The following is a 26,814-nucleotide window of genomic DNA, read 5'->3' on the forward strand; positions in this document are numbered from 1 at the left end:
GTTGGCCGTTAGGAGCGTCTGTTCATGCCTGTCGCATCGGTGGCCCAGAAAACCGTGTCGCTGCCGGAGTTCGGCGAGCCGACGGTGATGCCGCTGCTCCCGCTCGCCACCTATGAGGCCCGCATCAGGGCACTGGTTGCACGCGGCGGCGAAGCGGAGTTCGACGCGTTCGTCGTCTATGGCGACCGCGAACATGCCGCCAATGTTGCCTATCTCTGCGGCTACGATCCGCGCTTCGAGGAGACGCTGCTGGTCATCGTTCCCGACAAGCCGCCGAAACTGCTGGTCGGCAATGAGGGCTGGGGCTATGCCGAGATCTGCGACGGGCCGTACGAGCGCGTGCTCTACCAGACGTTCTCGCTGCCGGCGCAGCCGCGCGACCGCTCGCAAGCGCTCGCCGACATTCTTGCCGATTGCGGCCTGAAGGCCGGCCAGCGCATCGGCGCCATCGGCTGGAAACCGTTCGGTCCCGGCGATGCCGGTTTTGGCGAAACGACGCTCGACCTGCCGTCCTTCATCGCCGACACGCTACGGACGCTTGCCGGCGACAGGGGTGTGATCGTCAACGCGGCGAACCTTTTGATGAACCCTGCCGACGGCCTGCGCGCCATCAACGAGGCCGACCAGCTGGCCGCGTTCGAATTCTCCGCGACCTATTCCTCGCAAGGCCTGCGCAATATCCTGCAGGTCATCGAACCCGGCATGACCGAATTGCAGGCGGCGCGGCTGATGGGCATCAACGGCCTGCCGCAATGCTGTCACCCGATGCTGTCGGCCGGCAGGCGCGCAGCCTATGGCTTGCCGAGCCCCCGTCTCGACGTCATCAAACGCGGCGACCCGATCACCATGGCCTATGGCATCCAGGGCTCGCTCAACGCCCGCGCCGGTTTTCTGGTCGAGGACGCGGCCGAGCTTCCAACGGGCATCCGGGACTATGTCGAGAAACTGGTCGCGCCCTATTTCTGCGCCGTCGTCGACTGGTATGAGACGGTCGGCATCGGCGTTCCCGGCGGCGCACTGTGGCAAGCGGTGCACGAGCGGATCGGCGATCGGTTCTTCGGCGTAGCGCTCAACCCCGGCCATCTCATCCATATCGACGAATGGATGCATTCGCCGGTATTTTCCGGCTCCGATATCAGATTGAAGTCGGGCATGGCCTTGCAGGTCGACATCATCCCAGCGACCGGCACCGATTATTTCACCACCAACATCGAGGACGGGATCGCGCTGGCAGACGACGCGCTGCGCGAAGAGATCGCCGCGCGCTATCCCGAAGCCTGGCGCCGCATCGAGGCGCGCCGCGCCTTCATGACCGACGTGCTTGGCATAAGGCTGAAGCCGGAAGTGCTGCCGTTTTCCAACATCCCGGCGTTCCTGCCGCCGTTCTGGCTTTCGCGCAACAGTGCGATGGCCGTCGCGAGGCACTGAGCGCATTTCGGCATCCGCGACTTACTTCTGCCGCACTTCGCCTGTCCGGGAGGGGCGGCGGAGGTGGATGGCCTTTGGTCAGGCCGGAGTGGAATTGCTTAAGTGCCCTTGAAGACGATTTGCATCATTGTCCTTGCCGCGCTGCTCGCCGGCTGCGGCGGCCGCCAAACCGAGGAACTGCTCGGCAGCGCCATGATGGCGGTGCCGGTGACGGAAATCGCCGGCAACCACTCGATCTTCATCGCAACGACGCGCAAGCGCTCCGACGATCCCAACAAGGTCTTCGACGGCGAGCGGTCGGCGACGCTGAACTATGCCCGCGTCAACGTCACCGTCCCCGGCATCCACAAGACAGGCCAGATCGAGCGGCGCTCGCGCGGCAAGTCGGACGATCCGGCCAAATACTTCATGGCTTCCGAGGTTGTCGGCTACGACACCCAGCCGAAATTCTCCAGTGCGCTCAGCGCCGACATCGCGGCGCGCGGCGGCCGCGTCATGGTCTTCGTCCACGGCTACAACACCGGCTTCGACGACGCGGTCTACCGCGTCACCCAGATCACCCATGATTCCGGCTATCCGGGCACGCCGGTGCTGTTTTCCTGGGCGTCGGGCGCCAAGACCACCGACTATGTCTACGACAAGGAAAGCGCCAGCGTTGCCCGCGACCAGCTCGAAGTAACGCTGAGAATGCTGGCGCAAACCGGCGCGCGGCGCATCGACATCGTTGCCCATTCGCTGGGAACCTGGGTCACCATGGAGGCGCTGCGCCAGCTCGCCATCACCGGCGACCGCGATCTCGGCGGCAAGCTCGGCGACGTCGTGCTGGCCTCGCCCGACATCGACGTCGACGTGTTCAAGAGCCAGATGCGCCGCTACGGCAAGCCGGACAAGCCGTTCATCCTGCTGCTCTCCGACGACGACCGGGCGCTCAGGCTGTCCGGCCTGATCGCCGGCGCGCGGCCGCGCGGCGGCGACTACAAGGACGCCGCCGACCTCGCCAGCTACGGCGTGTCGGTCGTCGACCTCTCCAGCGTCAAGGGTGCCGACCGTTTCAACCACACCAAATTCGCCGACAACCCGGAATTGGTGCAGTTGATCGGCCAGAAGCTGCGCGAGGATGACGGGTTTGCCAGCGACCGCGAAGTGACGGACCGCATCGCCTCGGTCGGACAATAGCTGCGTTGCGCGGCAGTAACTGTTGACCATCGCCGCACCATCGGAACAGTTTGAACTGGACCGTGCCTACCTCTGCCTCTATCGAATAGGCCAAGACGTCTCCGGCTCGACGTCGCCTTTGCGGGAGCCCGCGTGACCGTGCCTTCGAAGATCTTTCTCGTCGTTGCGTTCGCGCTCGCGCTGGCAGGCTGCGCCGGCCAGAACACGCACGATCTGCTCAACAAGACGACGATCACCGTGCCTGCTTCGGACATTGCGGCGACGCACAAGATCTTCGTCGCCACAACCCGGCAAAAGGCAATGAAAGCGCCCCGGCAGGTGTTCGACGGCGACCGTTCGCCGACCACCAGCTTTGCCAGCGTCGAGGTGACGGTGCCCAAAATTCACCAGCTCGGCGCCATCGAGCGGGTCAAGGGCTCGGCCAACAGCAATCCGGCGAAGGATTTCACGGCGACCGGCGTCACCTTCTACGAAGGCGCGCCGCAATTCGCCAAGGCGGTCGGCGCCGATATCGCCATGCGCGGCGACCGCGCGCTGGTTTTCGTGCACGGCTTCAACAACGGCTTCGACGACGGCATCTACCGGCTGACGCAGATCGCGCATGACACGAAATACCCAGGAACGCCGGTGCTGTTTTCGTGGGCGTCGAGCGGCAAGACGACCGGCTACATCTACGACAAGGAAAGCGCCAATGCGGCGCGCGACGATCTCGAAGCGACGCTGCGCATGCTCGCCAAGAGCCGCGCCAAGAGCATCGACATCATTGCCCATTCGATGGGGACCTGGGTGACCATGGAAGCATTGCGCCAGCTTGCCATCACCGGCGACCGCGACCTCGGCGGCAAGCTCGGCTACGTCATCCTGGCCTCACCCGACATCGACGTCGACGTGTTCAAGAAGCAGATGATCCGCTACGGCAAGCCCGACAAGCCGTTCGCCGTGCTGCTTTCGGGCGACGACCGGGCGCTCAGGCTGTCGACCCTGATCTCTGGCGACAAGCCACGCGTCGGCGACTATGGCGACGCGGCCGACCTCGCCAGCTATGGCGTCTCGGTGGTCGACCTGACCAAGACCAAGGGCGGCGACCGGCTGAACCACGCCAAATTCGCCGACAACCCGTTCCTGGTGCAGCTGCTCGGCGACCGCCTGCGCGCCCCGGCGGGCCTCGCCTCCGAAGAGACCGCGCCGGCCCAGCTCGACAATCTCGGCCAGGGCCTCGGCAAGGCCGTCGGTTCGGTCGCCGAAATCGTCATCACCACGCCGTTCAAAGTGCTGACCATCGCCACCGGCGGGTGAGCGATCGCTGTCGATCGGCCTGCAGCCGCTAATCGCCGACGCTGGCGATTAAACCTAAGCCACCATGCCTTCGTCATCCTAGGGCGGAGCGAACGCGAAGCGGAGCGCAGACCCTGGGATCCATGCCGTTACATCTGCCGAAGATTGCAGCGGTTCGGAATGGCTTGTATCCGCAACAGCGTCAGTTACCTTTCGGCATCGCTGGATTGCCTGCCGGAGCCAAGAGGCGTTCGATTCTGATCCGCCTTCGTGCGCCACAGATGTAACGGCATGGATCCCAGGGTCTTCGCGACGTCGCTTCGCTCCTGCTCCGCCCTGGGATGACGAAGCGACGGATGTTCGGCTAATCTTCAGGGTACGCGATTTACCCCTGAAGGGACCACCGGAAGCGCAGAAAATTGCCATTTGCAGGCCGGCATATCGACAGCGCTAAACGAACAAATCAACCTTCTGAAAAGTTGTCACGTCGATCAGGCCGACATCGGAAATCCTCAACTCCGGGATGACGACCAGCGCCAGCAGCGAGTGCTGCATGTAGGCGTTGTTGAGCGAGCAGCCCATCTGGCGCATGGCGTCGCTGAGTTTGTCGGCCTTGGCGGCGACGATTTCCGCCCGCTCGTCCGACATCAGCCCGGCGATCGGCATCTCGACCAGCGCCAGCTCCTTGCCCTTGGAGAACAGCACGACGCCGCCGCCGACCTCGCCAAGCCGGTTCACGGCCAGAGCCATGTCCTGCTTGTTGGTGCCGACGACGATAATGTGGTGGGCATCATGCGCCACGCTCGAGGCCATGGCGCAGTCGCCGATATAGCCAAAGCCGGAGACGAAGGCGTTGGTGACGCCGCCGGTGCCCTTGTGGCGTTCGACCAGCGCGATCTGGCAGACATCGTTGCGGCGATCCATGGCGACCAGCCCGTCCTCGACGGCAAGATCGGCCTCCAGCGCCCGCGTCGGCGCCTGGTTTTCGATGACGCCGATGACCCGCACCCGCACTTCGTTGGCGCCCATCGGTGCCGCGATGTCGAAATCGCCTGCCTCGAGCTTCTTGCCGAGCTTGACGGTGTTCTTCGCCGTTCGCGGATAATTGTAGGCTGCAATGTCGATTTCGAGCTTGCCGCCCTTGGCCAGCCTGACGCCGCGGCCATAGACCTCGTCGATGGTCATTTCGGCGAGATCGGAGACGATCAGCAGATCGGCGAGCCGTCCCGGCGCGATCGAGCCGATCTCGCGCTCCAGCCGGAAATGCTGGGCGGTGTTGAGCGTCGCCATCTGGATCGCCGTCACCGGCTTCAAGCCCTGGCTGATGGCGTGGCGCACGACCCGGTCCATATGGCCTTCGTGCACCAGCGTGCCGGAATGGCTATCGTCGGTGCACAAGATGAAGTTGCGCGGGTCGAGCCCGCTCTCCGTCACCGCCTTGATCTGCGAGGCGACGTCATACCAGGCCGAGCCCAGCCGCAGCATTGCCTTCATGCCCTGGCGGACGCGCGCGATGGCATCCTCGGCGCGCGTGCCTTCGTGGTCATCCTCCGGGCCGCCGGCGACATAGCCGTGGAACGGCAGGCCGAGATCGCGCGAGGCATAATGCCCGCCGACGGTCTTGCCGGCCCTCACCGTCGCCGCGATCTCGCCCGACATCACCGGATCATTGGCGGCGACGCCCGGAAAATTCATCACCTCGCCGAGCCCGATAATGTTTTCCCAGGTCATCGCCTCGGCAACATCGGCGACGGTCAGCTCAGCGCCGGCATGCTCCAGCCCCGGAGCGGAGGGCACGCAGGACGGCATCTGCACATGCACGTTGACCGGCATGGCGACCGCCTCGTCATGCATCAGCCGCACGCCCGGCAGGCCGAGCACGTTGGCGATCTCATGCGGATCGATGAACATCGAAGTTGTGCCATGCGGGATCACCGCGCGGCAGAATTCCGTCACCGTCACCATGCCGCTCTCGACATGCATATGCGCGTCGCAAAGCCCCGGCACCAGATAGCGGCCGCCGGCATCGACCACCTTGGTGCCCTGGCCGATGGCATGGCCGGCGTTCGGCCCGCAATAGGCAAAGCGGCCGCCGGCAATGGCGATGTCGGTGCCGGCGATGATCTCGCCCGAATGGACGTTGACCCAGCGCCCGTTGCGGATGACGAGATCGGCGGGCTTGCGGCCCATGGCGACATCGACCAGATGCGTCGCCATCTCGGCCCAGGGTTTTGGTTTCGTCGCATTGGCGGTCTTCGGCATCAACAGGCTCCTCTTTGCCCGACTGTGCCAAGCCGCGAGGATTTTGACCAGCGAGGAAGTAAGCGCGGACGGCGAAGTTGCAGATCTCCCCCCTCGAGGGGGAGATGTCGCCGAAGGCGACAGAGGGGGTCGGGACGTCCTGACGCGAACCTTTACCGCGAACAAAACAGGCTGGCGCTCGACGCGCGACGGCCCCCTCTGGCCTGCCGGCCATCTCCCCCTCAAGGAGGGAGATCGATGCGCCATGGCTTTCGCCAATCGTCAAGGGCATTTTGTGCCGGCCGCAGCAACTTTGTTCTTGCTTTGTGCCGGCAGCTATGCTACTAATTTGGGTATGGTGCTAATTGGCTCCAACGACCCGCCTCCCGAGGCGGGTTTTTCTGTCATGGCGCCATTCATGGCAAATTGGCCCAAGCGGAATACGATTCCGTTGCGGCCAATCAGCTTTCGTCTCGTTAGAGGATCCTTCTGAATCGACGGTCGCGGAGTTTGACGCACTCGTTCCGAGCCTTCAGCCGGTTCAATCAATTCGATCCCGAACTGTCACTTCTTGCTTGGATCGTCTGCCGGGTTGACGTAGGTGATCTTGAATGGCCCCTCGCCATGAACCTGGATGATCGTATCGCTTGTCGTCCAGGCGAAGTGATTCATTCCGGCCGGCGCGACGCCGAAGCCGCCAGCAGTCAGTTCGACACCTTTCGCCTCGTCGAGCTTATCGCCCATTCCAATATGGAAGTTGCCGGAAAGCACCGTTACGTATTCCGTGGTGGGATGATTATGTGCGGCAATTTTGTAGCCGGCGGGTGTCTTCAACCGCAGCACATAGGCGCCGTCCTTTGAGGGATCTCCAGCGACAACAGCCATTTCCGCGCCAGCGGGAATGACAGCTGGAGCAGGACCCCATTTGATGTCTTTGGCGTTCATCGGCATCTCATCGGCAAACAGAGGCGCCGTCCCAACAAGCAGCAGTGCCAGGGCAGAGGCAAGCTTGAGCATGACAATCTCCCAGTGTTTGTAGAGGACGGCGTCGAGTATCGCGGCGCCGATCCAATTGCCAATTGGAGTCTATCAGGGCAGAGCGCCCGAACGCATCCTGCGAACGGGGGACGCGCATTCGCGGTAGCCGCGGAAGCTGCCGCTAAAAATATTTCCAGGTGAAACGATTTTGTTTGTATCACTGTAGGTGATCGGCCTCGCTAGCTTCCAGTGCCAGATTTCTCTACGGCAGAAGACGGCTTGACGGCCTTTGGCTGGCGGCTGAAAAGGGCTGGCCTGCGGACGTGGCGGAATTGGTAGACGCAAGGGACTTAAAATCCCTCGATCTCTGATCGTACGGGTTCGATTCCCGTCGTCCGCACCAGATTTGGATTATCCGTTGTCATATTTGCCGGACGCCTCGCAAAAAATTGGTCAGGGTGTCCGTACGGGTATCCGCTCGCTTGCCTCTAGGATGGAGTCGCGCAATGGCTTGATGTGATTTCTACTTTTTCACTACCTTGTCGTCGGTGTCACGGTGCTGACCAAGCCCCCGATTGAACGCGTGATTTTCGACACGTCCGGGCCAACCGATTTTGAGCGGTACATATTGGATGCCAACCAACGCGGCCAGAGTTATGTAGATTCGATGCGCGAATTGGGTGTGCCGACGATTTTCGCCCTGCACCGAATTGACCAATATTCCCTCAAACGTCGCCTTATCGGCCGACCGCACTTTCAGTGGCGAAGCGGAATATCCGAAATGATCACTTTTTCGGATGGGTTTGCCACGCCCTTTGATTTTAAAAGCTCAATCGTCGCCTCTCGTATCTCAAGAGGAAAGTCGGTCGGGCCAATAATGATACGCTCCACTAGGTCCGGTATTGTTATGCCGACCAGACCTTCCTCAGGCACGTCTACCAACGGTATTTTTTGCACGATTTGAGGTACCCCGCGGATCACCTCGACAGATGAGGTAATTCGATCGGACTGCTGCCACGCCGGATTGTAAATGACCCGCCATTCTTTTTCCTCATGGAACCCTGGGTGCTTTGTACAGACAGTCGCCATGCGAAACGCATTGAAAATGTTCGCGAGCACCTCCTCGCGCCCTCTCGACTTCACAAATTCAGCGTTGCTAATGATGCCCTCGGCCAAGCGATCGAACTCTCGTTGGAACTGCGCATGCGATAAATACGCGACGGGACTCGTGTAGGCTTTAAGCGCGTCACTTGGGGCAAGAAACGACGTTCCTCTCAATACTACGGCAACGCCGGTTGTGCCACCATACGCCCGCCACATTGACAACCGGCCGATCCGATCCTCACTGGGATCGTGCTCAGATATGGAGGTCAGAAAGGTGCCATTTTCGAAATGTGGATACCAAGCGTTGAACCGCTCCTCGATGTCCCCGGTGATGCCCTGAAACATCTCTTCGAGGGCCGCCTTCAGCCGTTTCCCCGTGTCGCTGGCATAGGCACCAATTAGGCATTCTTTCCCATAGTCGATTTCTCGGAAATCATTCATCGCCGAGGCTTTGCGCATCCACACCTGATTGCTCTGCAATATCCTCATCGCGGCTTCGGCGGAGGAATAGTGAGCAAAGCGAATCTGCTGCTGAATGCCCCGCATCGTCTGTTCGAAAGCGAAAGGGTAAAAGAGTTGCACCACTCGCAAGTCGTCTGAATCAAATCCTGAAATGGCCGGTATTTGTCTTTCCATCTTTTTTCGCACTCCCTAATGGGACACGGCGAGGTCCCGTGGCGCACTCAGCTCCACCACCCCTCACCCACCGATCGGGTTCAGCTTCAGGTGCTGGATTAAAATAATCGTCTTGGCGTCGATGATCCGCCCGTCGTGGATGCCGGCAAGCGCCTCGTCGAGCGGCATCTCCAAAACTTCGATGTCTTCGCCTTCGTCATGCGCGCCGCCGCCGACCGAAATGCGGTCGGCGGGCGAATAGCGTGCGACGAAGAACCAGAGCCGCTCGGTCACGCTGCCGGGGCTCATATAGGGCGAAAACAGCCGCTGCACGTCCTTCAGGCGGTAGCCGAGTTCCTCCTCGGCCTCCTTGCGGATGCAGGTTTCGGGATCGTCTTCGTCGAGCAGGCCGGCACAGGCCTCGATCAGCGGCTCCTTGTGGCCGGTGGCGTAGGCCGGGTAACGGAACTGCCGCACCAGAAGCACCGTCGACCGCTCGGGATCGAAAGGCAGGATCACCGCACCGTCGCCGCGATCGTAGGTCTGGCGGGTGTGCGTTTCCCATTTGCCGTCGCGCCGGCGATAATCGAAGACGGTCTTTTTCAAAACCGCCCATTCGTCGGAAAGGACTTCCTCAGAGCGGATGCGAATGCGATCTTCCATGGTGGACTCCCTGCTGCCGCGGCAAGGCGTAGCCGCGAACGGCCGTTCGTGCAATCGGTCCACCAATTGGTCCAGGGGCCGTTTCACCGTCTCGTGTCTGGCGCTGGCACAGTCGGCTGCCTAAATAGCGGCAACCGGCTCGGCCAGCGATTGGCACCTTTATCACTGGATGAACCTGGCGATGTCGGGCGCCGGCATGGTCACCGTCGAGATGACCGATGTCGAACGGCGCGGCCGCATCTCGCATGGCTGTCTCGGCCTCTATTCCGAGGACAACGAGGCGGCCGCGCGACGCACGCTGGATGCAGCCAAGCGTGTCGCCGCACCGGGCACGAAATTCGGCACGCAGCTTGCCCATGCCGGCCGCAAGGCCTCGAACCGCAAACCCTGGGAGGGCGGCGGCCCGCTGCATGCCGATCAGGATCCGTGGCCGATCGTGTCGGCCTCGGCCATCGCCTACGACACCGGCTGGCAGGTGCCGCGGGCGCTGGAGGACGACGAGATCCTGCAAATCATCGAACGCTTTGCCGACGCGGCGCGGCGGGCGGAGCGCGCCGGCTTCGACTTCATCGAGCTGCATGCCGCGCACGGCTACCTGATCTTCCAGTTCCTGTCGCCGCTTTCCAACCGGCGCACCGACCGCTGGGGCGGCTCGCTGGAAAACCGCATGCGTTTCGCCGTCGAGATCGCCAAGGCGGTGAAGAAGGCGGTGCCGAGGCTGATGCTGGGCGCGCGTCTGTCGATCAAGGAATGGGTCGATGGCGGCTTCGACGTCGAGGATGCGATCGAAGTGGCAAAAGCGCTGAAGGAAGCCGGCGTCGCCTATCTCTGCTGCTCGAGTGGCGGCAATTCGCCATTGCAGAAGCTGCCGACCGGCCCGGGCTACCAGGTGCATCTGGCCGAAGCGGTGCGCAAGGCCGTCGGCATCCCGACGCGGGCCGTCGGCCTGATCGACGATCCGAAACAGGCCGAGGCGATCGTCGCCGACGGCCGCGCCGACATGGTGGCGCTGGCGCGCGCCTTTCTTGCCGATCCGCGCTGGGGCTGGCGCGCCGCGGCCACCTTCGGCGAGAAAATCCACCCGGCGCCGCAGCTTGCCCGCTCGGTGACGACGATGCAGCACTGGATGAAGGCGGCGAACTGACGGCGGGTTCGTCTCGCTGGACGGGCCAGGACAGCTTCGCATTGATCCTCTGCCGGTGTAGAGTGGCCGGGGCCGCGGCTGGGCGCGGCGGGTTGGGGGAGCAGAGACATGTCGTTCAGGGGGATTTCCATTGCGGCTGCCGCCGCGGTCGTGGCCGGGCTGTCGTTCGCCGCATCGACGCCGGCCGGGGCGCAATATTGCGAAGGTACGGTTCACGGTCTTTCCAAGCACTACAATCTGGCAACCGGAAGTGGCTTTCTCGCCGTTCGGGCCCGACCGAACTCGTCGTCACGCATGATCGCGCAATTGTTCAACGGCGACCAAACCGAGATCTTCGACCGGCGCGGAAACTGGTACCAGGTCGATTTCGGCGGCCGCACCGGCTGGGCGAATGCGCGCTGGCTGCGCAATGGCTGCGGCTATTGAGCTATTTTCGCCTGAGCTAAAATAGCAGTTGCAACCAAATCGGCCGCTCCGCGTTGGCGGCGATGATGGACAGCAAGCCATTTGAAAAGCCGGTCGTGGTCGAACTCGGCCATGTCGGCAAGTATCGCCACATCCGCAGCGCCCAGGAGGCGGCGGAGTGCCTGATGACGGTCTGGCCACTCAATCGCGGGCCCCGTCATCGTGATGCCCTCGACACTTGCCTAAAAGTGCTGGAAGGTTATCGTTCGACGGCGGATGCGCGCCGGGCACTGATCGAAGCCGCCAGGGAATCGGACGTGCTGGTCGCAGACGACAGGCTGCCAGACGACAGGCTGGCCGACGACAGGCTGCATTGAGGCAACGGGCTTTCAACCGGAGGGTTTCATGGCGAAACTGACCTACAAGATCGTTGAGCATGACGGAGGCTGGGCCTACAAGGTCGGCTCGACATTCTCCGAAACGTTCCCCACCCATCAGGATGCCTTGCGCGCCGCCGAGATCGCTTCGGCCGAACAGCAGGTCGCCGGCAACACCGACGGCATCCAGTACGAGGACGCCGACGGCAACTGGCACGACGAGCTCGCCGACGGCCGCGACCGGCCGCAGACCGAGGTTTCGGATTAGGGCGTGTCGATATCCCAGTGATGCCGGCGTGCTTTACAGGTCGGTTTGGTAGCGCTACCGTCTTACATCGCGCGTGACCGGGGAGGAGCCTGGGCGTCGCCGCGGGCCAGGCAGAAAGCGGTTTCCTTCGAAGTCGTTGCAGGAATCAATCGGGAGGAGATCGATGGCGTCTGTCGCAATCGGCGATGTCTACAAATCATTTGGGACCGTCGAGGTCCTGCACGGGGTCAGCGTCGATATAAACGACGGCGAGTTCGTCACGCTGGTCGGACCTTCGGGTTGCGGAAAGTCGACCCTTCTCAGAATGATCGCCGGCCTAGAAAAGATCTCGCGCGGCCAGATCGCGATCGGCAAACGTGTGGTCAACAACGTTGCGCCAAAGGAGCGCGACGTCGCCATGGTCTTCCAGAACTATGCGCTCTACCCGCATATGACGGTTGCCGAGAACATGGCGTTCTCGCTGATGCTCAAGGGCGTTCCCAAGACGGAGAGCGATGCCGGCGTGCGGCGCGCGGCCGAGATCCTGGGACTGGTGCCGCTGCTCGACCGTTATCCCCGCCAGCTTTCCGGCGGCCAGCGCCAACGCGTCGCCATGGGCCGGGCGATCGTGCGCGACCCGCAGGTTTTCCTGTTCGACGAGCCGCTGTCCAATCTCGATGCCAAGCTCCGGGTGCAGATGCGCGCCGAGATCAAGGAACTGCACCAGCGCCTGAAGACCACGACGGTCTACGTCACCCACGACCAGATCGAGGCGATGACCATGGCCGACAAGATCGTCGTCATGCATGACGGCATCGTCGAACAGATCGGGCCGCCACTCGAGCTCTATGACCGGCCGAACAACCTCTTTGTCGCCAGCTTCATCGGGTCGCCCGCCATGAACATGCTCAGGGGCGAGATCGTAAGCGACGGCTCGCCGTCGTTTCGCGGCGCCGGAGGGATTTCGGTCCCGTTGGCCTCAGCACTTTCCATCGGCAATGGTGAGCCGGTCGTGCTGGGGATACGGCCCGAGCATTTACGGCTGTCCGACCATCAGGGCATTCCGGTCACCGTCGCGGTGGTCGAGCCGACAGGGTCCGAAGTGCAGCTCATCGGCCGAACCGCCGGCGGCGAGGAGATCGTCGCCAATTTCCGGGAACGGCATTCCTTCACGCCGGGCGAAACCATCCGGCTTACGGCCGAGCCTGGCCTCATCCATCTCTTTCACGGCAAAACCGGACAGCGGTTCGAAACACCCATCGGGCAGTAGGACGGCAAGGACAATAAGCAGGAGGAAGCGAACATGAAATTCACCAGACGCGACGTGATCCGCACCACCGCCGGCGCGGCGGCGGGAGCCTTGGGAAGCCGGTTCATCGGCTCTCCCGCCTTTGCTCAAGAGGGGTTGAAATACAAGCCCGAGGACGGCGCCAAGCTCAGGCTGCTGCGCTGGTCGCCTTTCGTGCAGGGCGACGAGGTTCAATGGCTGGCCAACACCAAGCGCTTCACCGAAGCGACCGGCGTCGAGGTCCGCGTCGACAAGGAAAGCTGGGAGGACATTCGCCCCAAGGCGGCGGTCGCCGCCAATGTCGGCTCCGGCCCGGACCTGATGTTCGTCTGGTTCGACGACCCGCACCAATATCCCGACAAGCTGCACGATGTGACGGAACTAGGCGAATATCTCGGCTCGAAATATGGCGGCTGGCACGACGGACCGCACCAATATGCGACACGGCAAGGCAAGTTCCTCGGCCTGCCGCTAGCGACCATCGGCAATGCCATCGTCTATCGCGAAAGCTGGGTGAAGGAGGCCGGCTTCTCAGAATTTCCAAAGGACACGGCAGGCCTGCTCGAGCTTTGCAAGGCATTGCAGGCGAAGGGGCACCCGGCCGGCTTCACGCACGGCCACGGCGTCGGCGACGGCAACAACTACGCCCACTGGCTGCTGTGGAGCCATGGCGGCCAGATGGTCGACGAGAACAGCAAGGTGACGATCAACAGCCCGGAGACGCTGAAGGCGATCGAATACGCGCAGCAACTCTACAAGACCTTCATTCCCGGCACTGAAAGCTGGCTCGACGTCAACAACAACCGCGCCTTCCTGGCCGGCGAATTGAGCGTCATCGCCAACGGCATTTCCGCCTACAACACGGCCAAGATCAACAAGGACAAGGATCCGAAGCTGGCTGAAATAGCCAAGGACATCCGCACCACCAACCTGCCGATCGGCCCGGTCGGGAAATCCGTCGAGCTGTTCCAGGTGACCACGGCCGTGATCTTCGACTACACGCCCTACCCCAACGCGGCCAAGGCCTACCTGCAGTTCATGTTCGAGGATCCGCAAATGTCGCAGTGGATCACGTCGTCGGCAGGCTATTGCTGCCAGACGCTCAAAGCCTTTGACAACAACCCGGTTTGGACGGCCGATCCGAACAATGCCGCTTACGCCAAGGCCTCGGCGACGCTGCGGCCCAACGGCTATGCCGGCCCGCTCGGTTATGCCTCGGCGGCGACCATGGCCGACTATGTGCTGGTCGACATGTTCGCCAAGGCGGTGACCGGCCAGGCGACGCCGCAAGAGGCGATGGAGGAGGCCGAAAAGCGCGCCAACCGCTACTATCGCGTTTGAGCCGGCTCGGCCGGGCAGCCATGCTGCCCGGCTTCGAATCGCGCATGGCCGCCCGGCCGTTTACGAAACCTTAGAGGAGCCGACCCATGGCCGTGACCTCCGCCGCCGTTCAGCCGCGTCCCTCGATCTTGTCTCGCATCCTGGCGACCTTGGCCGATAGCCGAAACGCGCTTGGCTTCGGCTTCATGCTGCCGGCGGCGGCACTGCTGCTGGTCTTCCTGACCTATCCGCTCGGGCTCGGCGTCTGGCTCGGCTTCACCGATGCCCGCATCGGCCGCCCCGGCATCTTCATCGGCATCGAGAATTACGAATATCTGTGGGACGACGCCGTCTTCTGGCTCTCCGTTTTCAACACCTTGCTTTATACGATCAGCGCCTCGATCCTGAAGTTCGTGCTCGGCCTCTGGCTGGCGCTTATCCTCAACCAGAACCTGCCGTTCAAATCGTTCTTCCGCGCGATCGTCCTGCTCCCCTGGGTGGTGCCGACGGTGCTGTCGGCCATCGCCTTCTGGTGGATCTACGATTCGCAGTTCTCGATCCTGTCCTGGGCGCTTATGGAAATGGGCCTGATCGACCATCGCATCAATTTCCTCGGCGATCCCGAGAATGCGCGGGCTTCGGTCATCGCCGCCAATGTCTGGCGCGGCATTCCTTTCGTGGCGATCACGCTGCTTGCCGGCCTGCAGACGATTCCGCAGTCGCTCTACGAGGCCGCCACGCTCGACGGCGCCAGCCGCTGGCAATTGTTCCGCTATGTGACGCTGCCGCTGCTGACGCCGATCATCGCCATCACCATGACGTTTTCGGTGCTGTTCACATTCACCGACTTCCAGCTGATCTATGTGCTGACGCGCGGCGGGCCGGTGAATGCCACCCACCTGATGGCGACGCTGTCGTTCCAGCGCGGCATTTCCGGAGGCCAGCTTGGCGAAGGCGCCGCGATCGCAGTCGCCATGATCCCGTTCCTGCTGGCGGCGATCCTGTTCAGCTACTTTGGCCTGCAACGGCGCAAATGGCAGCAGGGCGGCGGAGATTGACATGATCGCGATCGAAACGAGCAAACGCCCGGAACTCGACGAAGGCGGCATGGGCTACCTGCAGAGCGTGCCGCGCCGCGTGGTGACGGTCTATCTGCCGTTGCTGATATTCGTCATCGTGCTGTTGTTTCCGTTCTACTGGATGACGATCACGGCGGTTAAGCCCAATCTCGAGATGACCGACTACGCCAATTTCAATCCGTTCTGGGTGGTGCATCCGACGCTCGAGCATATCCGCTACCTGCTCTTCGAGACCTCCTATCCGGGCTGGCTGCTCAACACGATCATCATCTCGACCGCCGCCACCTTCCTGTCGCTGCTGGCTGCGGTGTTCGCGGCCTATGCCATCGAACGCTTGAGGTTCTCCGGGGCGCGCCAGGTCGGCCTCGCGGTGTTCCTCGCCTATCTCGTACCGCCTTCGATCCTGTTCATTCCGCTGTCGGTGATGGTGTTCAACTTTGGCCTTTACGACACGCCCTTCGCTCTCATCCTCACCTATCCGACCTTCCTGATCCCGTTCTGCACATGGCTGTTGATGGGTTACTTCCGCTCGATCCCGTTCGAGCTGGAAGAATGCGCGCTGATCGACGGGGCGAGCCGCTGGCAGATCCTCACCAAGATCGTCCTGCCCCTGTCGGTGCCGGGCCTGATTTCCGCCGGCATCTTCGCATTCACGCTGTCATGGAACGAGTTCATCTACGCCTTGACCTTCATCCAGTCGTCCGAAAACAAGACTGTGCCGGTCGGCGTGCTCACAGAGCTGGTGCGCTCGGACGTCTATGAATGGGGGGCGCTGATGGCGGGAGCGCTGATCGGCTCGCTGCCGGTGGTGGTGCTCTATTCGTTCTTTGTCGAGCACTATGTTTCCTCGATGACCGGAGCCGTGAAGGAATAGCCGATATCCTGATTAGGTTCGGAGGTATTCCCGGCGGCCGGGATGCGCGGGGCGGCACCCTGCCGGCCGATACCGCGTCCGGGAGGGTGTCAGCTGCCGGTGTCGGACTTCGGCGCAAATGCGCGGTCGGCAATGCGTTCGATGAAAGCGACGACCCGTTCCGGCTCGACGAATTGCGGCATGTGGCCAAGCCCCTCGACCGGCTCGAAATCGAGCCCGCTGATCTTTTCCATCACCGGCCAGCCGTGGATACCGATGCCCAGCACGCGGTCGGAAGCACCAAACAGAATGCCGGCCGGCATGGTGATTTCACCATAGCGTTGCTCGATGCGGCCAAGGTCATGCGCGATGGCCACGACATCGGTCGCTGTTGCGTAGAAATGGCTTGGCCTCAGTCCGCACCAGCCGCCGCCCTCGACCATATAGTCGGCCGGCGCCGTCTGTGGCGCGAAGATGAAGGCCAACGTGCGTTCTGCATATTTGAGAGCCGCCGGGATCGCCATCGTATGAGCCATGATCCGGCGCCGCAACGGCGAGTTGATGTAAAGCGGGCCGAACTTCTCGCGCGCGTCCGGCTCCATATGGGTCAGCGGCGCCAGCAAGGCGACACCGGAAATCGCCTCGGGATGCTCGACAGCCAGCGTCAGTGCGATGGCTCCGCCCAGCGAATGGCCGACGATCAGCGGCTTTTCCAGTCCCAGCATTTCGATGAAGCGCCGCACGATTTCGGCCTGCTCGGGCAACCGCCCGCTGGCGCCCGTGGCCCGCACCGAATAGCCGGAGCCCGGACGGTCGAGCGCAATCAGCCGATAGTTCGAGCCGAAAATTCCGAACAGCGTGTGGCGGAAATGATGAAGCTGCGCGCCGAGACCGTGCAGGAAGACGATCGGCCGGCCCTCGCCCGTCTCGACATAATGAATGCGGTTGCCGTCGATCTCGATGAATTTCCCGCTGGCCGGCACCAGCCTTTCGGCTTTCGCCGCGATCCGCCGTGTCGCCAGCAGAGGATAGGCTGCCACGACGAGCACCAGCAGAACCAGCGCGCCGGGCAGCCATGGAAGAATCGGTACCGGCATGTCTTGCTCAAGGCTCCAAACCGGCACGCAGCATCACCCGCCGAAGGGTCCACTGCAAGGGAGGTGGCACAGGTGGATCCGTCGTTTGGCGGCATTGCCGCCGGCCGTCCGCCGCGCTATCTCAGGCGACCCGTTTGCCGGAGCCTGCCATGACCGAAATCGTCACCGCCGCCATGCTCGTCATCGGCGACGAGATTCTGTCCGGCCGCACCAAGGACAAGAACATTGGCCACCTCGCCGATATCATGACGGCGATCGGCATCGACCTGAAGGAAGTGCGCATCGTTGCGGACGAGGAAGACGAGATCGTCGCTGCGGTGAATGCGCTGCGCACCCGCTACACCTATGTCTTCACCACCGGCGGCATCGGCCCGACGCATGACGACATCACCGCCGATTCGGTTGCCAAGGCCTTCGGCGTGCCATGCGAATACGACGCCAGGGCCTACGCCCTGCTGGAGGCAAGCTATGCTGCCCGCGGCATCGAATACACGGAAGCGCGCAAGCGCATGGCGCGGATGCCGCGCGGGGCAGACCACATCGACAACCCAGTGTCGGTTGCGCCGGGCTTTCGCATCGGCAACGTCCATGTCATGGCCGGCGTGCCGGCGATTTTCCAGGCGATGCTCGACAATGTCGTGCCGACGTTGCGGGCCGGCACCAAAATGCTGTCGGCCACCGTGGAATGTCCGTTCGGCGAAGGCCTGATCGGCGGGCCGCTGGGCGACATCCAGAAGGCGCATCCGGAAACGATCATCGGCTCCTATCCGAAATATGGCGACGGCAAATTCTGGACGGAACTGGTGGTGCGCGCCCGCAGCCGGCAGGCGCTGGACTCCGCACGCGCCGACGTAGAGGCTATGGTGGCGGGTTTGATCAAGGCAAACAAGGCGGGCTGATCGGCCGGCGTGACGGAACCAAGCATCACGCAGTGACGTTTGTCACGATGGGATCGCCGTAAGGAGTGACGGACGGCCATGCGATTCAAGACCATCGTCGCCATACTGCAGAACGAACAGGACGCCGAGCGCGTGCTCGACTGCGCGATCCCGCTGGCCAGCCGGTTCCAGAGCCATCTGATCGGCATTCATGCCGAGGCGCTGCCCGTGCCCTACACCTCGGCCACCGGCTTTCCGGACACCGAGTTCCTGCAGGTTTCGGCCGACATGAACCGGGAGCGCGCCGAGAAGTTGCAGGCCGCCTTTCACAATCGCGTCGAGAATTCCGGCCTGTCGTTCGAATGGCGCAGCCTCGAGAGTTTTTCCGGCGACAGCGCGCTGACCGGCATCTCGACCGTTCGCACCGCGGACCTGATCATCGCCGCGCAGCGCGAATCGGGCAGCGACCCGAGCGCCGACGTCGACACGCTGGTCTACGATGCCGGCCGGCCGGTGCTGGTGGTGCCGCATTCGGGTCCGCTGGTGACCAGCTTCAAGCATGTGCTGCTCGCCTGGAACGGCAGCAAGGAAGCCGCGCGTGCGGCCTTCGATGCCCTGCCCTTCATCATCGAGGCTGAAAAGACGGACATCGTCGTCATCGACCCGCCGGATACGCTCGACGAGGCGCCGGAAACGGCCGGCGCAGAAATCGCCGCCTCGCTGTCCAGGCACGGCGCGACCGTCAGCGTCTCGGTGCTGAGGTCCGGCGGCGCCTCGGTCGACGACATCATCCAGACCAGGGTCGCCGAAACGGGTGCGGACCTGCTCGTGCTCGGCGCCTACAGCCATTCCTGGCTGCGCCAGCTGCTGTTCGGCGGGGTCACGCGGACGGTGCTGCGCACCGCACCGGTGGCGGCTTTCCTGTCGCGGTAGCTTCACAGGGATAGCTTTCCACTCCCCTTGCCAAAGCCAAGCCTTTCCAGTTAATTCCGCGCGCATTCCATAGTGTCTGCGCGCGATGCGCGCTTTGCGGAGTGCGCGAAAGATGTCCCTGCCCGAAAAAGCCTTCCCGGTCTCCTGGGACCAGTTCCACCGCGATGCGCGCGCGCTCGCCTGGCGGCTTGCCGGCGCCAACAAGGGGCAATGGAAGGCGATCGTCTGTATCACGCGCGGCGGCCTGGTTCCGGCCGCCATTATTTCGCGCGAGCTTGGCATCCGCATCATCGAGACGGTCTGCGTCGCGTCCTACCACGACTACACCAGCCAGGGGCAGTTGCAGGTGCTCAAGGAGGTCACGCCGGCGCTGCTCGTGGATGACGGGGCCGGCGTGCTGATCATCGACGACCTTACCGACACCGGCAAGACGGCGGGCATCGTGCGCGCGATGATGCCCAAGGCGCACTTCGCCACCGTCTACGCCAAGCCGAAAGGCAGGCCGCTGGTCGACACCTTCGTCACCGAGGTCAGCCAGGACACCTGGATTTATTTTCCGTGGGACATGGGCTTCACCTACCAGAAGCCGATCGCCGACGACCACGCCGGCTGATTCGCGGCACCGCCGCTTATTGCAACCAGCCCGCCCAAGGCACCATCCGCAGCCGAGAAATGCCGGCGTGATGCTCGCGCGGCCGCCCCATTTGGGCGAGACCGGCGCAAATCGGCAGAATTTCGCTGGTCCATGAAACATTTTTTACTTTTATTGCTTATAATTAGCCGTAAGATTCATGAGACGGCAAATGATTCTGGAAGCTGGGGCAAGCTTCTCCGATGTTGACGAGGCCAACGACGCACAACCATCTGGCCGAAAGGGTCCAGCGACTCTTCGGCGCGGTGCCGTCCCGCCTGCAGGTTGCAGCGTTGCCTTGGCGCGATAGCGGGGACGGCATCGAAATCATGCTGATCACCAGCCGCGATACCGGCCGTTGGGTGCTTCCCAAGGGCTGGCCGGAAGCGAAGGAGCCGCTTTGCGAAGCGGCGGCGCGCGAAGCCGGCGAGGAGGCCGGGCTGCGCGGCACGATCTCGCATCACGAGGCCGGCCGCTATTTCTACGCCAAGGTGCTGGATTCTGGCGAGGAAGTGCCGTGCGAGGTTCTGGTGTTCCCGCTGCAGGTCGACAAAGTCGCCGACCGGTGGAAGGAAAAGCGGGCACGCACCCGCAAGTGGGTCAGCGCCGCCGAGGCTGTGGGCATGGTGCATGAACCGGACCTTCGCCAGATCATCGCCCATTTCTGCGCCGATCCACGCCGGTTCTCCTGAGCCCGGGCGGCGCATAGCCGCGGTCAGGTGCCGCGAACGCCATCGCCGAAGCACCTCCGCGCGGCGCCGAACCTTCCTCGCTGCGCTCCGCTTCTATCCCCGTTATCCACATATGTGACACACAAGATGTTGGGGTCATAAAAGCTACGCAAACGAATCCTTGACGGCGCAAAACGAGTCGCCTTTTATAGGCCATGCGCTCCTGTTGAGAGCGCGACCGGAAAAGTTTCGAGGCCGGTCTTTTTCCCGGAATATGTGCGTTTTGATCCGCATTCCCGCCTGTTTACGAGGCTGGCGAAGGCGTGGGATTTTGAAGCCTTGGGGGGCGAAAGGGGAGGATTGTCGGACTTGAATAAATTGTCTGTTAATACTATATTTAGTGTTTGCAGGTAGGTTCGACGCTAGATAATGTGAATTTCCCTCGACCGAGGGCGTTACAAAAAGTTTTCAGTTTTGAGGGACCCACAGGGTCCGTGAGCGCGTTGGACAGCGGCCTCGTAAGAGGTTCGACCGGCAGGGCGGCGGAGACTGTGACGATGAGAGTCGGGGTTTTCGAACGCCGGCAGACGGCGGGCATGCGCGTTTCGTCAAGAGGGCAGAAATCCTCTGGGAAAAGCGCTATATGTAGACAAAAGGGACCGGACCAATGCGCATCGAGCGTCGTTTCACCAAGCCAGGGCAATCAGCTTACGCGGAGATCGAATTCCGCAAGGCGCTTTCTGAGATCAAGAATCCGGATGGCTCGGTGGTGTTCCGCTTGGACAACATCGACGTGCCGGCGCAGTTCTCCCAGGTTGCCGCCGATATCCTGGCGCAGAAATATTTCCGCAAGGCTGGCGTCCCGGCACGGCTGAAGAAGGTCGAAGAGACGCAGGTTCCCTCCTTCCTGTGGCGCTCCGTGGCCGACGAGGCTGAACTGGCCAAGCTGCCGGAAGCCGAGCGCTACGGTTCCGAGACCGACGCCCGCCAGGTCTTCGACCGGCTTGCCGGCACCTGGACCTATTGGGGCTGGAAGGGCGGCTACTTCAAGTCGGAGGAAGACGCGCGCGCCTTCCGCGACGAGCTCGCCTATATGCTGGCCACCCAGCGCGTCGCGCCGAATTCGCCGCAATGGTTCAACACCGGCCTGCACTGGGCCTATGGCATCGACGGTCCGAGCCAGGGCCATTTCTATGTCGACCCGTTCACCGGCAAGCTGACCAAGTCGAAGTCTTCCTACGAGCATCCGCAGCCGCATGCCTGCTTCATTCAGGGCGTGCAGGACGACCTCGTCAACGAGGGCGGCATCATGGATTTGTGGGTCCGTGAGGCGCGCCTGTTCAAATATGGCTCCGGCACCGGCTCGAACTTCTCGTTCCTGCGCGGCGAAGGCGAAAAGCTGTCGGGCGGCGGCCGCTCGTCGGGGCTGATGAGCTTCCTCAAGATCGGCGACCGCGCGGCGGGCGCTATCAAGTCGGGCGGCACGACGCGCCGCGCGGCGAAAATGGTCATCGTCGACGCCGACCACCCCGATATCCAGGAATTCATCGACTGGAAGGTCAACGAGGAGCAGAAGGTCGCCTCGCTGGTCACCGGCTCGAAGATCGTCAAGAAGCATCTCGAAGCGATCATGAAGGCCTGCATCAACTGCGAAGGCAATGGCGACGATTGCTTCGATCCGGCGGTCAACACCGCGCTGAAGCGCGAGATCAAGGCGGCCAAGAAGGACGCGGTGCCGGAGAACTACATCTACCGCGTCATCCAGTTTGCCAAGCAGGGCTACACCTCGATGTCGTTCAAGACCTACGACACAGACTGGGATTCGGACGCCTATCTCACCGTTTCCGGCCAGAATTCCAACAATTCGGTGTCGCTGAAGGACGATTTCCTGCGCGCCGTCGAGCAGGACGGCGACTGGCATCTCACCGCCCGCAAGGACGGCAAGGTGCTGAAGACGCTGAAGGCGCGCGATCTTTGGGAAAAGATCGGCTATGCCGCCTGGGCGTCGGCCGATCCGGGCCTGCATTTCAACACGACGATGAACGACTGGCACACCTGCGCCTCGGCCGGTGCGATCCGGGCGTCCAACCCGTGCTCGGAATACATGTTCCTCGACGACACCGCCTGCAATCTGGCCTCGATCAACCTACTGCCCTATCGCAACGCCGACGGCACCATCGACATCGCTGCCTACGAGCACACGGTGCGGCTGTGGACCATGGTGCTGGAAATCTCCGTCATGATGGCGCAGTTCCCGTCGAAGGAGATCGCCAAGCTTTCCTACGAGTACCGCACGCTCGGCCTCGGCTACGCCAACATCGGCGGCCTGCTGATGACCTCGGGCATTCCTTACGATTCCGACGAGGGCCGCGCCATTTGCGCCGCCCTCACCGCGATCATGACCGGCACCGCCTATGCCACTTCGGCTGAAATGGCCGCCGAGCTCGGCGCCTTCCCCGACTACGACCGCAATGCGCAGAACATGCTGCGTGTCATGCGCAACCACCGCCGCGCGGCCTACGGCGAAAGGGACGGCTACGAGAAGCTTGCCGTCAACCCGGTGCCGCTGGTCGCCTCGGATCTCAGGCAGCAGGAGCTTGCCGACCATGCCAAGGCCGCCTGGGACCGCGCCATCGAGCTTGGCGAGGAGCATGGCTACCGCAACGCACAGGCAACGGTGATCGCACCGACCGGCACGATCGGCCTGGTGATGGATTGCGACACCACCGGCATCGAGCCCGACTTCGCGCTGGTGAAATTCAAGAAGCTGGCCGGCGGCGGCTATTTCAAGATCATCAACCGCGCCGTGCCGGAAGCGTTGCGCACGCTTGGCTATTCCGAGAGCCAGATCGCCGAGATCGAGGCCTATGCCGTCGGCCACGGCAATCTCAACCAGGCGCCCGGCATCAACCCCGGCTCGCTCAAGGCAAAAGGCTTTACCGACGAAAAGATCGCCGCACTCAATGCCGCGCTGAAGTCGGCCTTCGACATCAAGTTCGTCTTCAACCAGTGGACGCTGGGCGGCGACTGGGTGAAGGAGACGTTCGGCTTCACCGACGAGCAGCTCAATGATTTCTCGTTCGAGATGCTGCCGGCGCTGGGTTTCTCGAAGAAGGACATCGAGGCCGCCAACATCCATGTCTGCGGAGCGATGACGCTGGAAGGCGCGCCGTTCCTGAAGGCCGAACACCTGCCTGTGTTCGACTGCGCCAGCCCGTGCGGCAAGATCGGCAAGCGTTCGCTGTCGATCAACAGCCACATCATGATGATGGCGGCGGCACAGCCCTTCATTTCCGGCGCCATTTCCAAGACCATCAACATGCCGAACGACGCGACGGTGGAAGACGCCAAGGGCGCCTACATGCTGTCGTGGAAGCTGGCGCTGAAGGCCAACGCGCTCTATCGCGACGGCTCGAAGCTGTCGCAGCCGCTCAACGCCTCGCTGCTCGCCGACGGCGAGGAGGACGAGGACGAAGCGGTCGAGCAGCTGATCGCGGCACCGGCCGCGCAGCGCGCCGTGCAGGTGACCGAGAAGATCGTCGAGCGCGTCGTCGAGCGTCTCTACCGCGATCGCGAGAAACTGCCGAACCGCCGCAAGGGCTATACCCAGAAGGCGGTCGTCGGCGGCCACAAGGTCTATCTCAGGACCGGCGAATTCGATGACGGCCGCCTCGGCGAGATCTTCATCGACATGCACAAGGAAGGTGCCGCCTTCCGGGCGATGATGAACAACTTCGCCATCGCCATCTCGCTCGGCCTGCAATATGGCGTGCCGCTCGAGGAATTCGTCGAAGCCTTCACCTTCACCAAATTCGAGCCGGCTGGCATGGTGCAGGGCAACGACGCCATCAAGAACGCCACGTCGATCCTCGACTATGTGTTCCGCGAACTCGCCGTCTCCTATCTCGGCCGCCACGACCTCGCCCATGTCGACCAGTCGGATTTCGACAAGACCGCACTCGGGCGCGGCATCAACGAAGGCAAGGCGACGCCATTCTCCAAGGGCCTGACCCGCGGCGCCTCGCCGGTCAAGCTGGTGTCGGGCATGGGCGCCGAGCCGAAAGGCTTTGCCGGTTCGGGCTCCGGGACTCCAGCCCGTACCGCCCCGACCGCCTTCTCCGGCTCCAACGTGCTGACGCTGAAGCCGGCCAGCGACGAAGCCATCGCCTACAAGCGCGACTACGAGGAGCGCGCCAGGGAACTGGTCGAGGACATCGTCTACGCGGAAGCGTCCGACCCGACGGAGCTGTTCACCGACGAGGCCGCCAAAGAAGCCGCCGAAGCAAAAGCGCTCGCTGCCAACCGACGCCAGCAATCACTGATGCAGGGCTACACCGGCAACGAATGCTCGGAGTGCCATAACTTCACGATGGTGCGGAACGGCACTTGCGAGAAGTGCGATACTTGCGGGGCTACGAGCGGATGTAGCTGAGATAGCTGATAGGCAAGTTCATCGCTTGGAGGTGGGTTGACGGCAACCCACCTCTAACGGCCAAAGCAAGCCAATTGCCACCACCCGATCAGGCACGCCCGATGCCTAGCTACTCAAAGCTCGCGACGTTGCTCGTGCGGTCGTTCAAACGCTGTGCTCGGCCCTAACCCGATACGCGGGTCAGTAGTCCCAGACAGCCGGCACGCAACGAAAGACATCGCCGTCCACCGCCACATGGCAGATAGACGGGAACGGCAGGTGAGTGGCCACCAGCGGCTCGCGGGTCGCCGCCAGCTCCCGCAAAAGATTGATCCGGACGCGGGCCGCCTCCTCGGGGTCGTGTTCGAAGCCGTTGTGCCAGTCGGGTTGGTCGAACCCGACCTGGAACACGGCGTCGCCGGCGAAGGTCAGCCGATCGCCGCCGGACGCTAGGCGGACCACGCTGTGCCCGGGGGTGTGGCCGCCGGTGAGCGTGACGACCACCCCCGGCGCCACCTCATGCTCCGTCTCAAACGGCCGCAACTGGCTGTGGTAGTCGTTCACGAACCGCTTGGCCGCCCGCCGCAGCGCATCCGGGAACCCCGTTGGCATGGAGACGCGGGAGAAATCGGGCGACTCCCAGAACTTGAGCTCGGCGGCCGCCACGTGAATCCGCAGATCCGGACGCAGCCGGTCCTTCACCCCGTCGATGAGCAGCCCGCCAATGTGGTCCATGTGCATATGGGTCAGCACCACGTCGGTGACGGATGCGAGATCGATGCCGGCGGCCTCCAATCGCGAGACCAACCGCCCGGCCCTCGGCAAGTGCAAGTCCGGGTCCATCCCCAGCCCGGCGTCCACGAGTATGGTCCGGTCGCCGCTGCGTACGACGACCACGTTCAGCGGCCACTCGAGCACGTCCGGCGGCAGGAACATGTCGTCCAGCCAGGCCTCCCGGAGGGCCGGGTCGACGTTGTATGCCATAACCGGCGCTGGTATCGGCAGCACTCCATCGCTGACCACCAGCACGTCGATGTCGCCGACCTGCAGCGCGTAGCGCGACGGAACCAATTCGGGCTCCGGTCTACCGTTGCTGTGCTTGGCGTTCAGGCTGTCGGCGCAGTGCTGGATCGAAGGGTGTGAAATGTTGTCCAAGCTCATGTTTGTCTCCTGCTGACCAGTCGTGCGGGTTTTTGTTTCTGCCTGCGACATGATGCGCTCCTGTTTTGCGTGATCGAGACGTGTGGGTCACAAGCCACGTCGGGGACCCTATGGGGAAGCGTGTCGGCTATCGAGCTACACCTGAGGATGGGGCAGCCTGTGCTCTCAGTGGACCGCAGCGAGGATTTGGTGGTGAAGAGGCTGGCACGAGGGAGTAGACGCTCTCGCCCACCGAACCGCGCCGCGCGCTCAGCGTTGACTCGAAGCCGTCCTCGATATCCGTGACGATGTGCTCATTAGAGCAGGAAAGATCTCAGGAGGAGCTGCTGTTCAACTACGTCGGTGTAGATGATCGGCCGCTGGCCATAATGACATTTCCAACCGAAGAGGTCGCGCAATGCGTTACGTGGCAGTCATCGAAAAGCCGGAAACAATTTTTCCGCTTAGCTGCCGGACCTACCCGGCTGCATTGCGATCGGTGCTCGAGGTGGAAAAACCGAAATTCGCGACGCAATACGCTTTCACATCGAAGGCCTCGCGCGCCGATGGACTGGATGTGCCCAAAGGTGTCAGCCTGGCGGAATATGCGGAATATATTGAGGCGTAAAAGCTGCGCCTCCCCTTCTCCCCTTGTGGGAGAAGGTGGCCGAGCGAAGCTCGGTCGGATGAGGGGTGCTCCAGCTTGGCACGGCGGCACTCCGTCCAACACCCCTCATCCGGCTCGGCGCTGCGCGCCGATCCGCCTTCTCCCACAAGGGGCCTGTTGCGCAGTAACCGGGGATGTTTGGATGGGGCGGGATCGCAGGGATTTCGCTCGTCTTTGTGAGCTCCGCCCCCTT

The 26,814-nt window shown here is 62.8% G+C and carries 22 protein-coding genes, 1 tRNA gene and 1 pseudogene; 18 read left to right on the plus strand and 6 right to left on the minus strand.

Annotated features, from left to right (window positions below; genetic code table 11):
* Positions 1–24 precede the first annotated feature (24 nt).
* The 3 genes from NKJ12_RS22080 (at position 25) to NKJ12_RS22090 (ending at position 3,900) form a co-directional block, all read left to right on the plus strand.
* Complete coding sequence (locus NKJ12_RS22080; protein WP_352705094.1) at positions 25–1,428, plus strand: hypothetical protein; 1,404 nt, start codon at positions 25–27, stop codon at positions 1,426–1,428.
* Positions 1,429–1,530: 102 nt separating this feature from the next.
* Positions 1,531–2,604, plus strand: a complete 1,074-nt coding sequence (locus NKJ12_RS22085; RefSeq protein WP_352649211.1) for an alpha/beta hydrolase — start codon at positions 1,531–1,533, stop codon at positions 2,602–2,604.
* A 132-nt stretch (positions 2,605–2,736) separates the two neighbouring features.
* A complete protein-coding gene (locus NKJ12_RS22090) occupies positions 2,737–3,900 on the plus strand; it encodes an alpha/beta hydrolase (protein WP_352705096.1) in 1,164 nt (387 codons plus the stop codon).
* Between the two features lie 429 nt (positions 3,901–4,329).
* Here the strand turns inward: NKJ12_RS22090 and ade are convergent, their stop codons facing one another.
* Complete coding sequence (ade, locus tag NKJ12_RS22095) at positions 4,330–6,141, minus strand: adenine deaminase (RefSeq protein WP_352705098.1); 1,812 nt, start codon at positions 6,139–6,141, stop codon at positions 4,330–4,332.
* A 543-nt stretch (positions 6,142–6,684) separates the two neighbouring features.
* Entirely contained in the window at positions 6,685–7,137 is a 453-nt protein-coding gene (locus tag NKJ12_RS22100; protein ID WP_352570883.1) for a cupin domain-containing protein, read from the minus strand.
* 278 nt (positions 7,138–7,415) lie between these two features.
* Between NKJ12_RS22100 and NKJ12_RS22105 the strand changes: the two genes are divergently transcribed.
* Positions 7,416–7,501: transfer RNA gene (locus tag NKJ12_RS22105), tRNA-Leu, on the plus strand.
* Positions 7,502–7,854: 353 nt separating this feature from the next.
* Here NKJ12_RS22105 and NKJ12_RS22110 read toward each other — a convergent pair.
* Together NKJ12_RS22110 and NKJ12_RS22115 are read right to left on the minus strand one after the other, a co-directional pair.
* Positions 7,855–8,838: a DUF2971 domain-containing protein gene (locus NKJ12_RS22110; RefSeq protein ID WP_352705100.1), complete on the minus strand. Its 984-nt coding sequence runs from the start codon at positions 8,836–8,838 to the stop codon at positions 7,855–7,857.
* A gap of 63 nt (positions 8,839–8,901) precedes the next feature.
* The gene (locus tag NKJ12_RS22115) at positions 8,902–9,480 is read right to left on the minus strand and encodes an NUDIX domain-containing protein (protein ID WP_352705102.1); all 579 of its coding nucleotides are present in this window, start codon (positions 9,478–9,480) and stop codon (positions 8,902–8,904) included.
* A 127-nt stretch (positions 9,481–9,607) separates the two neighbouring features.
* Between NKJ12_RS22115 and NKJ12_RS22120 the strand changes: the two are divergent.
* The 8 genes and pseudogenes from NKJ12_RS22120 to NKJ12_RS22155 form a co-directional block, all read left to right on the plus strand.
* Positions 9,608–10,624: pseudogene (locus NKJ12_RS22120) on the plus strand (NADH:flavin oxidoreductase/NADH oxidase); the annotation flags it as partial.
* 108 nt (positions 10,625–10,732) lie between these two features.
* Positions 10,733–11,050 (plus strand): SH3 domain-containing protein, encoded by a 318-nt coding sequence (locus NKJ12_RS22125; protein WP_352705104.1) that lies wholly within the window; start codon positions 10,733–10,735, stop codon positions 11,048–11,050.
* 62 nt (positions 11,051–11,112) lie between these two features.
* Positions 11,113–11,406 carry a DUF982 domain-containing protein gene (locus NKJ12_RS22130; protein ID WP_352467305.1) on the plus strand — a complete coding sequence of 98 codons (294 nt, stop codon included), beginning with the start codon at positions 11,113–11,115 and terminating at the stop codon, positions 11,404–11,406.
* A gap of 28 nt (positions 11,407–11,434) precedes the next feature.
* Complete coding sequence (locus tag NKJ12_RS22135) at positions 11,435–11,674, plus strand: DUF2188 domain-containing protein (protein ID WP_254817690.1); 240 nt, start codon at positions 11,435–11,437, stop codon at positions 11,672–11,674.
* 163 nt (positions 11,675–11,837) lie between these two features.
* Positions 11,838–12,923 (plus strand): ABC transporter ATP-binding protein, encoded by a 1,086-nt coding sequence (locus NKJ12_RS22140; protein WP_352477401.1) that lies wholly within the window; start codon positions 11,838–11,840, stop codon positions 12,921–12,923.
* A 33-nt stretch (positions 12,924–12,956) separates the two neighbouring features.
* Positions 12,957–14,282, plus strand: coding sequence for an ABC transporter substrate-binding protein (locus NKJ12_RS22145; RefSeq protein WP_352705106.1), 1,326 nt, complete (start codon positions 12,957–12,959; stop codon positions 14,280–14,282).
* 86 nt (positions 14,283–14,368) lie between these two features.
* Positions 14,369–15,319 carry a carbohydrate ABC transporter permease gene (locus tag NKJ12_RS22150; RefSeq protein WP_254817687.1) on the plus strand — a complete coding sequence of 317 codons (951 nt, stop codon included), beginning with the start codon at positions 14,369–14,371 and terminating at the stop codon, positions 15,317–15,319.
* 1 nt (position 15,320) lies between these two features.
* Positions 15,321–16,214 carry a carbohydrate ABC transporter permease gene (locus NKJ12_RS22155; protein WP_352705108.1) on the plus strand — a complete coding sequence of 298 codons (894 nt, stop codon included), beginning with the start codon at positions 15,321–15,323 and terminating at the stop codon, positions 16,212–16,214.
* 89 nt (positions 16,215–16,303) lie between these two features.
* Here the strand turns inward: NKJ12_RS22155 and NKJ12_RS22160 are convergent, their stop codons facing one another.
* Positions 16,304–17,290 (minus strand): alpha/beta fold hydrolase, encoded by a 987-nt coding sequence (locus NKJ12_RS22160; protein WP_352509433.1) that lies wholly within the window; start codon positions 17,288–17,290, stop codon positions 16,304–16,306.
* Positions 17,291–17,439: 149 nt separating this feature from the next.
* Between NKJ12_RS22160 and NKJ12_RS22165 the strand changes: the two genes are divergently transcribed.
* The 5 genes from NKJ12_RS22165 to NKJ12_RS22185 all read left to right on the plus strand — a co-directional run bounded on the left by NKJ12_RS22165 (position 17,440) and on the right by NKJ12_RS22185 (position 24,835).
* Positions 17,440–18,189, plus strand: coding sequence for a competence/damage-inducible protein A (locus NKJ12_RS22165; protein WP_352509434.1), 750 nt, complete (start codon positions 17,440–17,442; stop codon positions 18,187–18,189).
* A gap of 78 nt (positions 18,190–18,267) precedes the next feature.
* Positions 18,268–19,101 (plus strand): universal stress protein, encoded by an 834-nt coding sequence (locus tag NKJ12_RS22170; RefSeq protein WP_352477397.1) that lies wholly within the window; start codon positions 18,268–18,270, stop codon positions 19,099–19,101.
* A gap of 112 nt (positions 19,102–19,213) precedes the next feature.
* Complete coding sequence (gene gpt / locus NKJ12_RS22175; protein WP_352509435.1) at positions 19,214–19,714, plus strand: xanthine phosphoribosyltransferase; 501 nt, start codon at positions 19,214–19,216, stop codon at positions 19,712–19,714.
* Between the two features lie 221 nt (positions 19,715–19,935).
* A complete protein-coding gene (locus NKJ12_RS22180; RefSeq protein ID WP_352509436.1) occupies positions 19,936–20,424 on the plus strand; it encodes an NUDIX hydrolase in 489 nt (162 codons plus the stop codon).
* A gap of 646 nt (positions 20,425–21,070) precedes the next feature.
* Positions 21,071–24,835, plus strand: a complete 3,765-nt coding sequence (locus tag NKJ12_RS22185) for a vitamin B12-dependent ribonucleotide reductase (protein ID WP_352705110.1) — start codon at positions 21,071–21,073, stop codon at positions 24,833–24,835.
* A gap of 180 nt (positions 24,836–25,015) precedes the next feature.
* On the opposite strand, the gene NKJ12_RS22190 is transcribed toward NKJ12_RS22185, so the two are convergent.
* Positions 25,016–26,026 (minus strand): MBL fold metallo-hydrolase, encoded by a 1,011-nt coding sequence (locus tag NKJ12_RS22190; protein WP_292657726.1) that lies wholly within the window; start codon positions 26,024–26,026, stop codon positions 25,016–25,018.
* A gap of 355 nt (positions 26,027–26,381) precedes the next feature.
* On the opposite strand from NKJ12_RS22190, the gene NKJ12_RS22195 reads away from it, so the two are divergent.
* Positions 26,382–26,582, plus strand: a complete 201-nt coding sequence (locus NKJ12_RS22195; RefSeq protein ID WP_352477395.1) for a type II toxin-antitoxin system HicB family antitoxin — start codon at positions 26,382–26,384, stop codon at positions 26,580–26,582.
* Positions 26,583–26,814: the final 232 nt, after the last annotated feature.

This window comes from Mesorhizobium sp. M0195 (assembly GCF_040322115.1).
Lineage (GTDB): Bacteria > Pseudomonadota > Alphaproteobacteria > Rhizobiales > Rhizobiaceae > Mesorhizobium.

Coding starts and splice junctions, on each gene's coding strand:
- NKJ12_RS22080 (WP_352705094.1), top strand. CDS start 25: ATGCCTGTCGCATCGGTGGCCCAGAAAACCGTGTCGCTGCCGGAGTTC.
- ade (WP_352705098.1), bottom strand. CDS start 6,141: ATGCCGAAGACCGCCAATGCGACGAAACCAAAACCCTGGGCCGAGATG.
- NKJ12_RS22100 (WP_352570883.1), bottom strand. CDS start 7,137: ATGCTCAAGCTTGCCTCTGCCCTGGCACTGCTGCTTGTTGGGACGGCG.
- NKJ12_RS22110 (WP_352705100.1), bottom strand. CDS start 8,838: ATGGAAAGACAAATACCGGCCATTTCAGGATTTGATTCAGACGACTTG.
- NKJ12_RS22115 (WP_352705102.1), bottom strand. CDS start 9,480: ATGGAAGATCGCATTCGCATCCGCTCTGAGGAAGTCCTTTCCGACGAA.
- NKJ12_RS22125 (WP_352705104.1), top strand. CDS start 10,733: ATGTCGTTCAGGGGGATTTCCATTGCGGCTGCCGCCGCGGTCGTGGCC.
- NKJ12_RS22130 (WP_352467305.1), top strand. CDS start 11,113: ATGATGGACAGCAAGCCATTTGAAAAGCCGGTCGTGGTCGAACTCGGC.
- NKJ12_RS22135 (WP_254817690.1), top strand. CDS start 11,435: ATGGCGAAACTGACCTACAAGATCGTTGAGCATGACGGAGGCTGGGCC.
- NKJ12_RS22140 (WP_352477401.1), top strand. CDS start 11,838: ATGGCGTCTGTCGCAATCGGCGATGTCTACAAATCATTTGGGACCGTC.
- NKJ12_RS22145 (WP_352705106.1), top strand. CDS start 12,957: ATGAAATTCACCAGACGCGACGTGATCCGCACCACCGCCGGCGCGGCG.
- NKJ12_RS22150 (WP_254817687.1), top strand. CDS start 14,369: ATGGCCGTGACCTCCGCCGCCGTTCAGCCGCGTCCCTCGATCTTGTCT.
- NKJ12_RS22155 (WP_352705108.1), top strand. CDS start 15,321: ATGATCGCGATCGAAACGAGCAAACGCCCGGAACTCGACGAAGGCGGC.
- NKJ12_RS22160 (WP_352509433.1), bottom strand. CDS start 17,290: ATGCCGGTACCGATTCTTCCATGGCTGCCCGGCGCGCTGGTTCTGCTG.
- NKJ12_RS22165 (WP_352509434.1), top strand. CDS start 17,440: ATGACCGAAATCGTCACCGCCGCCATGCTCGTCATCGGCGACGAGATT.
- NKJ12_RS22170 (WP_352477397.1), top strand. CDS start 18,268: ATGCGATTCAAGACCATCGTCGCCATACTGCAGAACGAACAGGACGCC.
- gpt (WP_352509435.1), top strand. CDS start 19,214: ATGTCCCTGCCCGAAAAAGCCTTCCCGGTCTCCTGGGACCAGTTCCAC.
- NKJ12_RS22180 (WP_352509436.1), top strand. CDS start 19,936: ATGTTGACGAGGCCAACGACGCACAACCATCTGGCCGAAAGGGTCCAG.
- NKJ12_RS22185 (WP_352705110.1), top strand. CDS start 21,071: ATGCGCATCGAGCGTCGTTTCACCAAGCCAGGGCAATCAGCTTACGCG.
- NKJ12_RS22190 (WP_292657726.1), bottom strand. CDS start 26,026: ATGTCGCAGGCAGAAACAAAAACCCGCACGACTGGTCAGCAGGAGACA.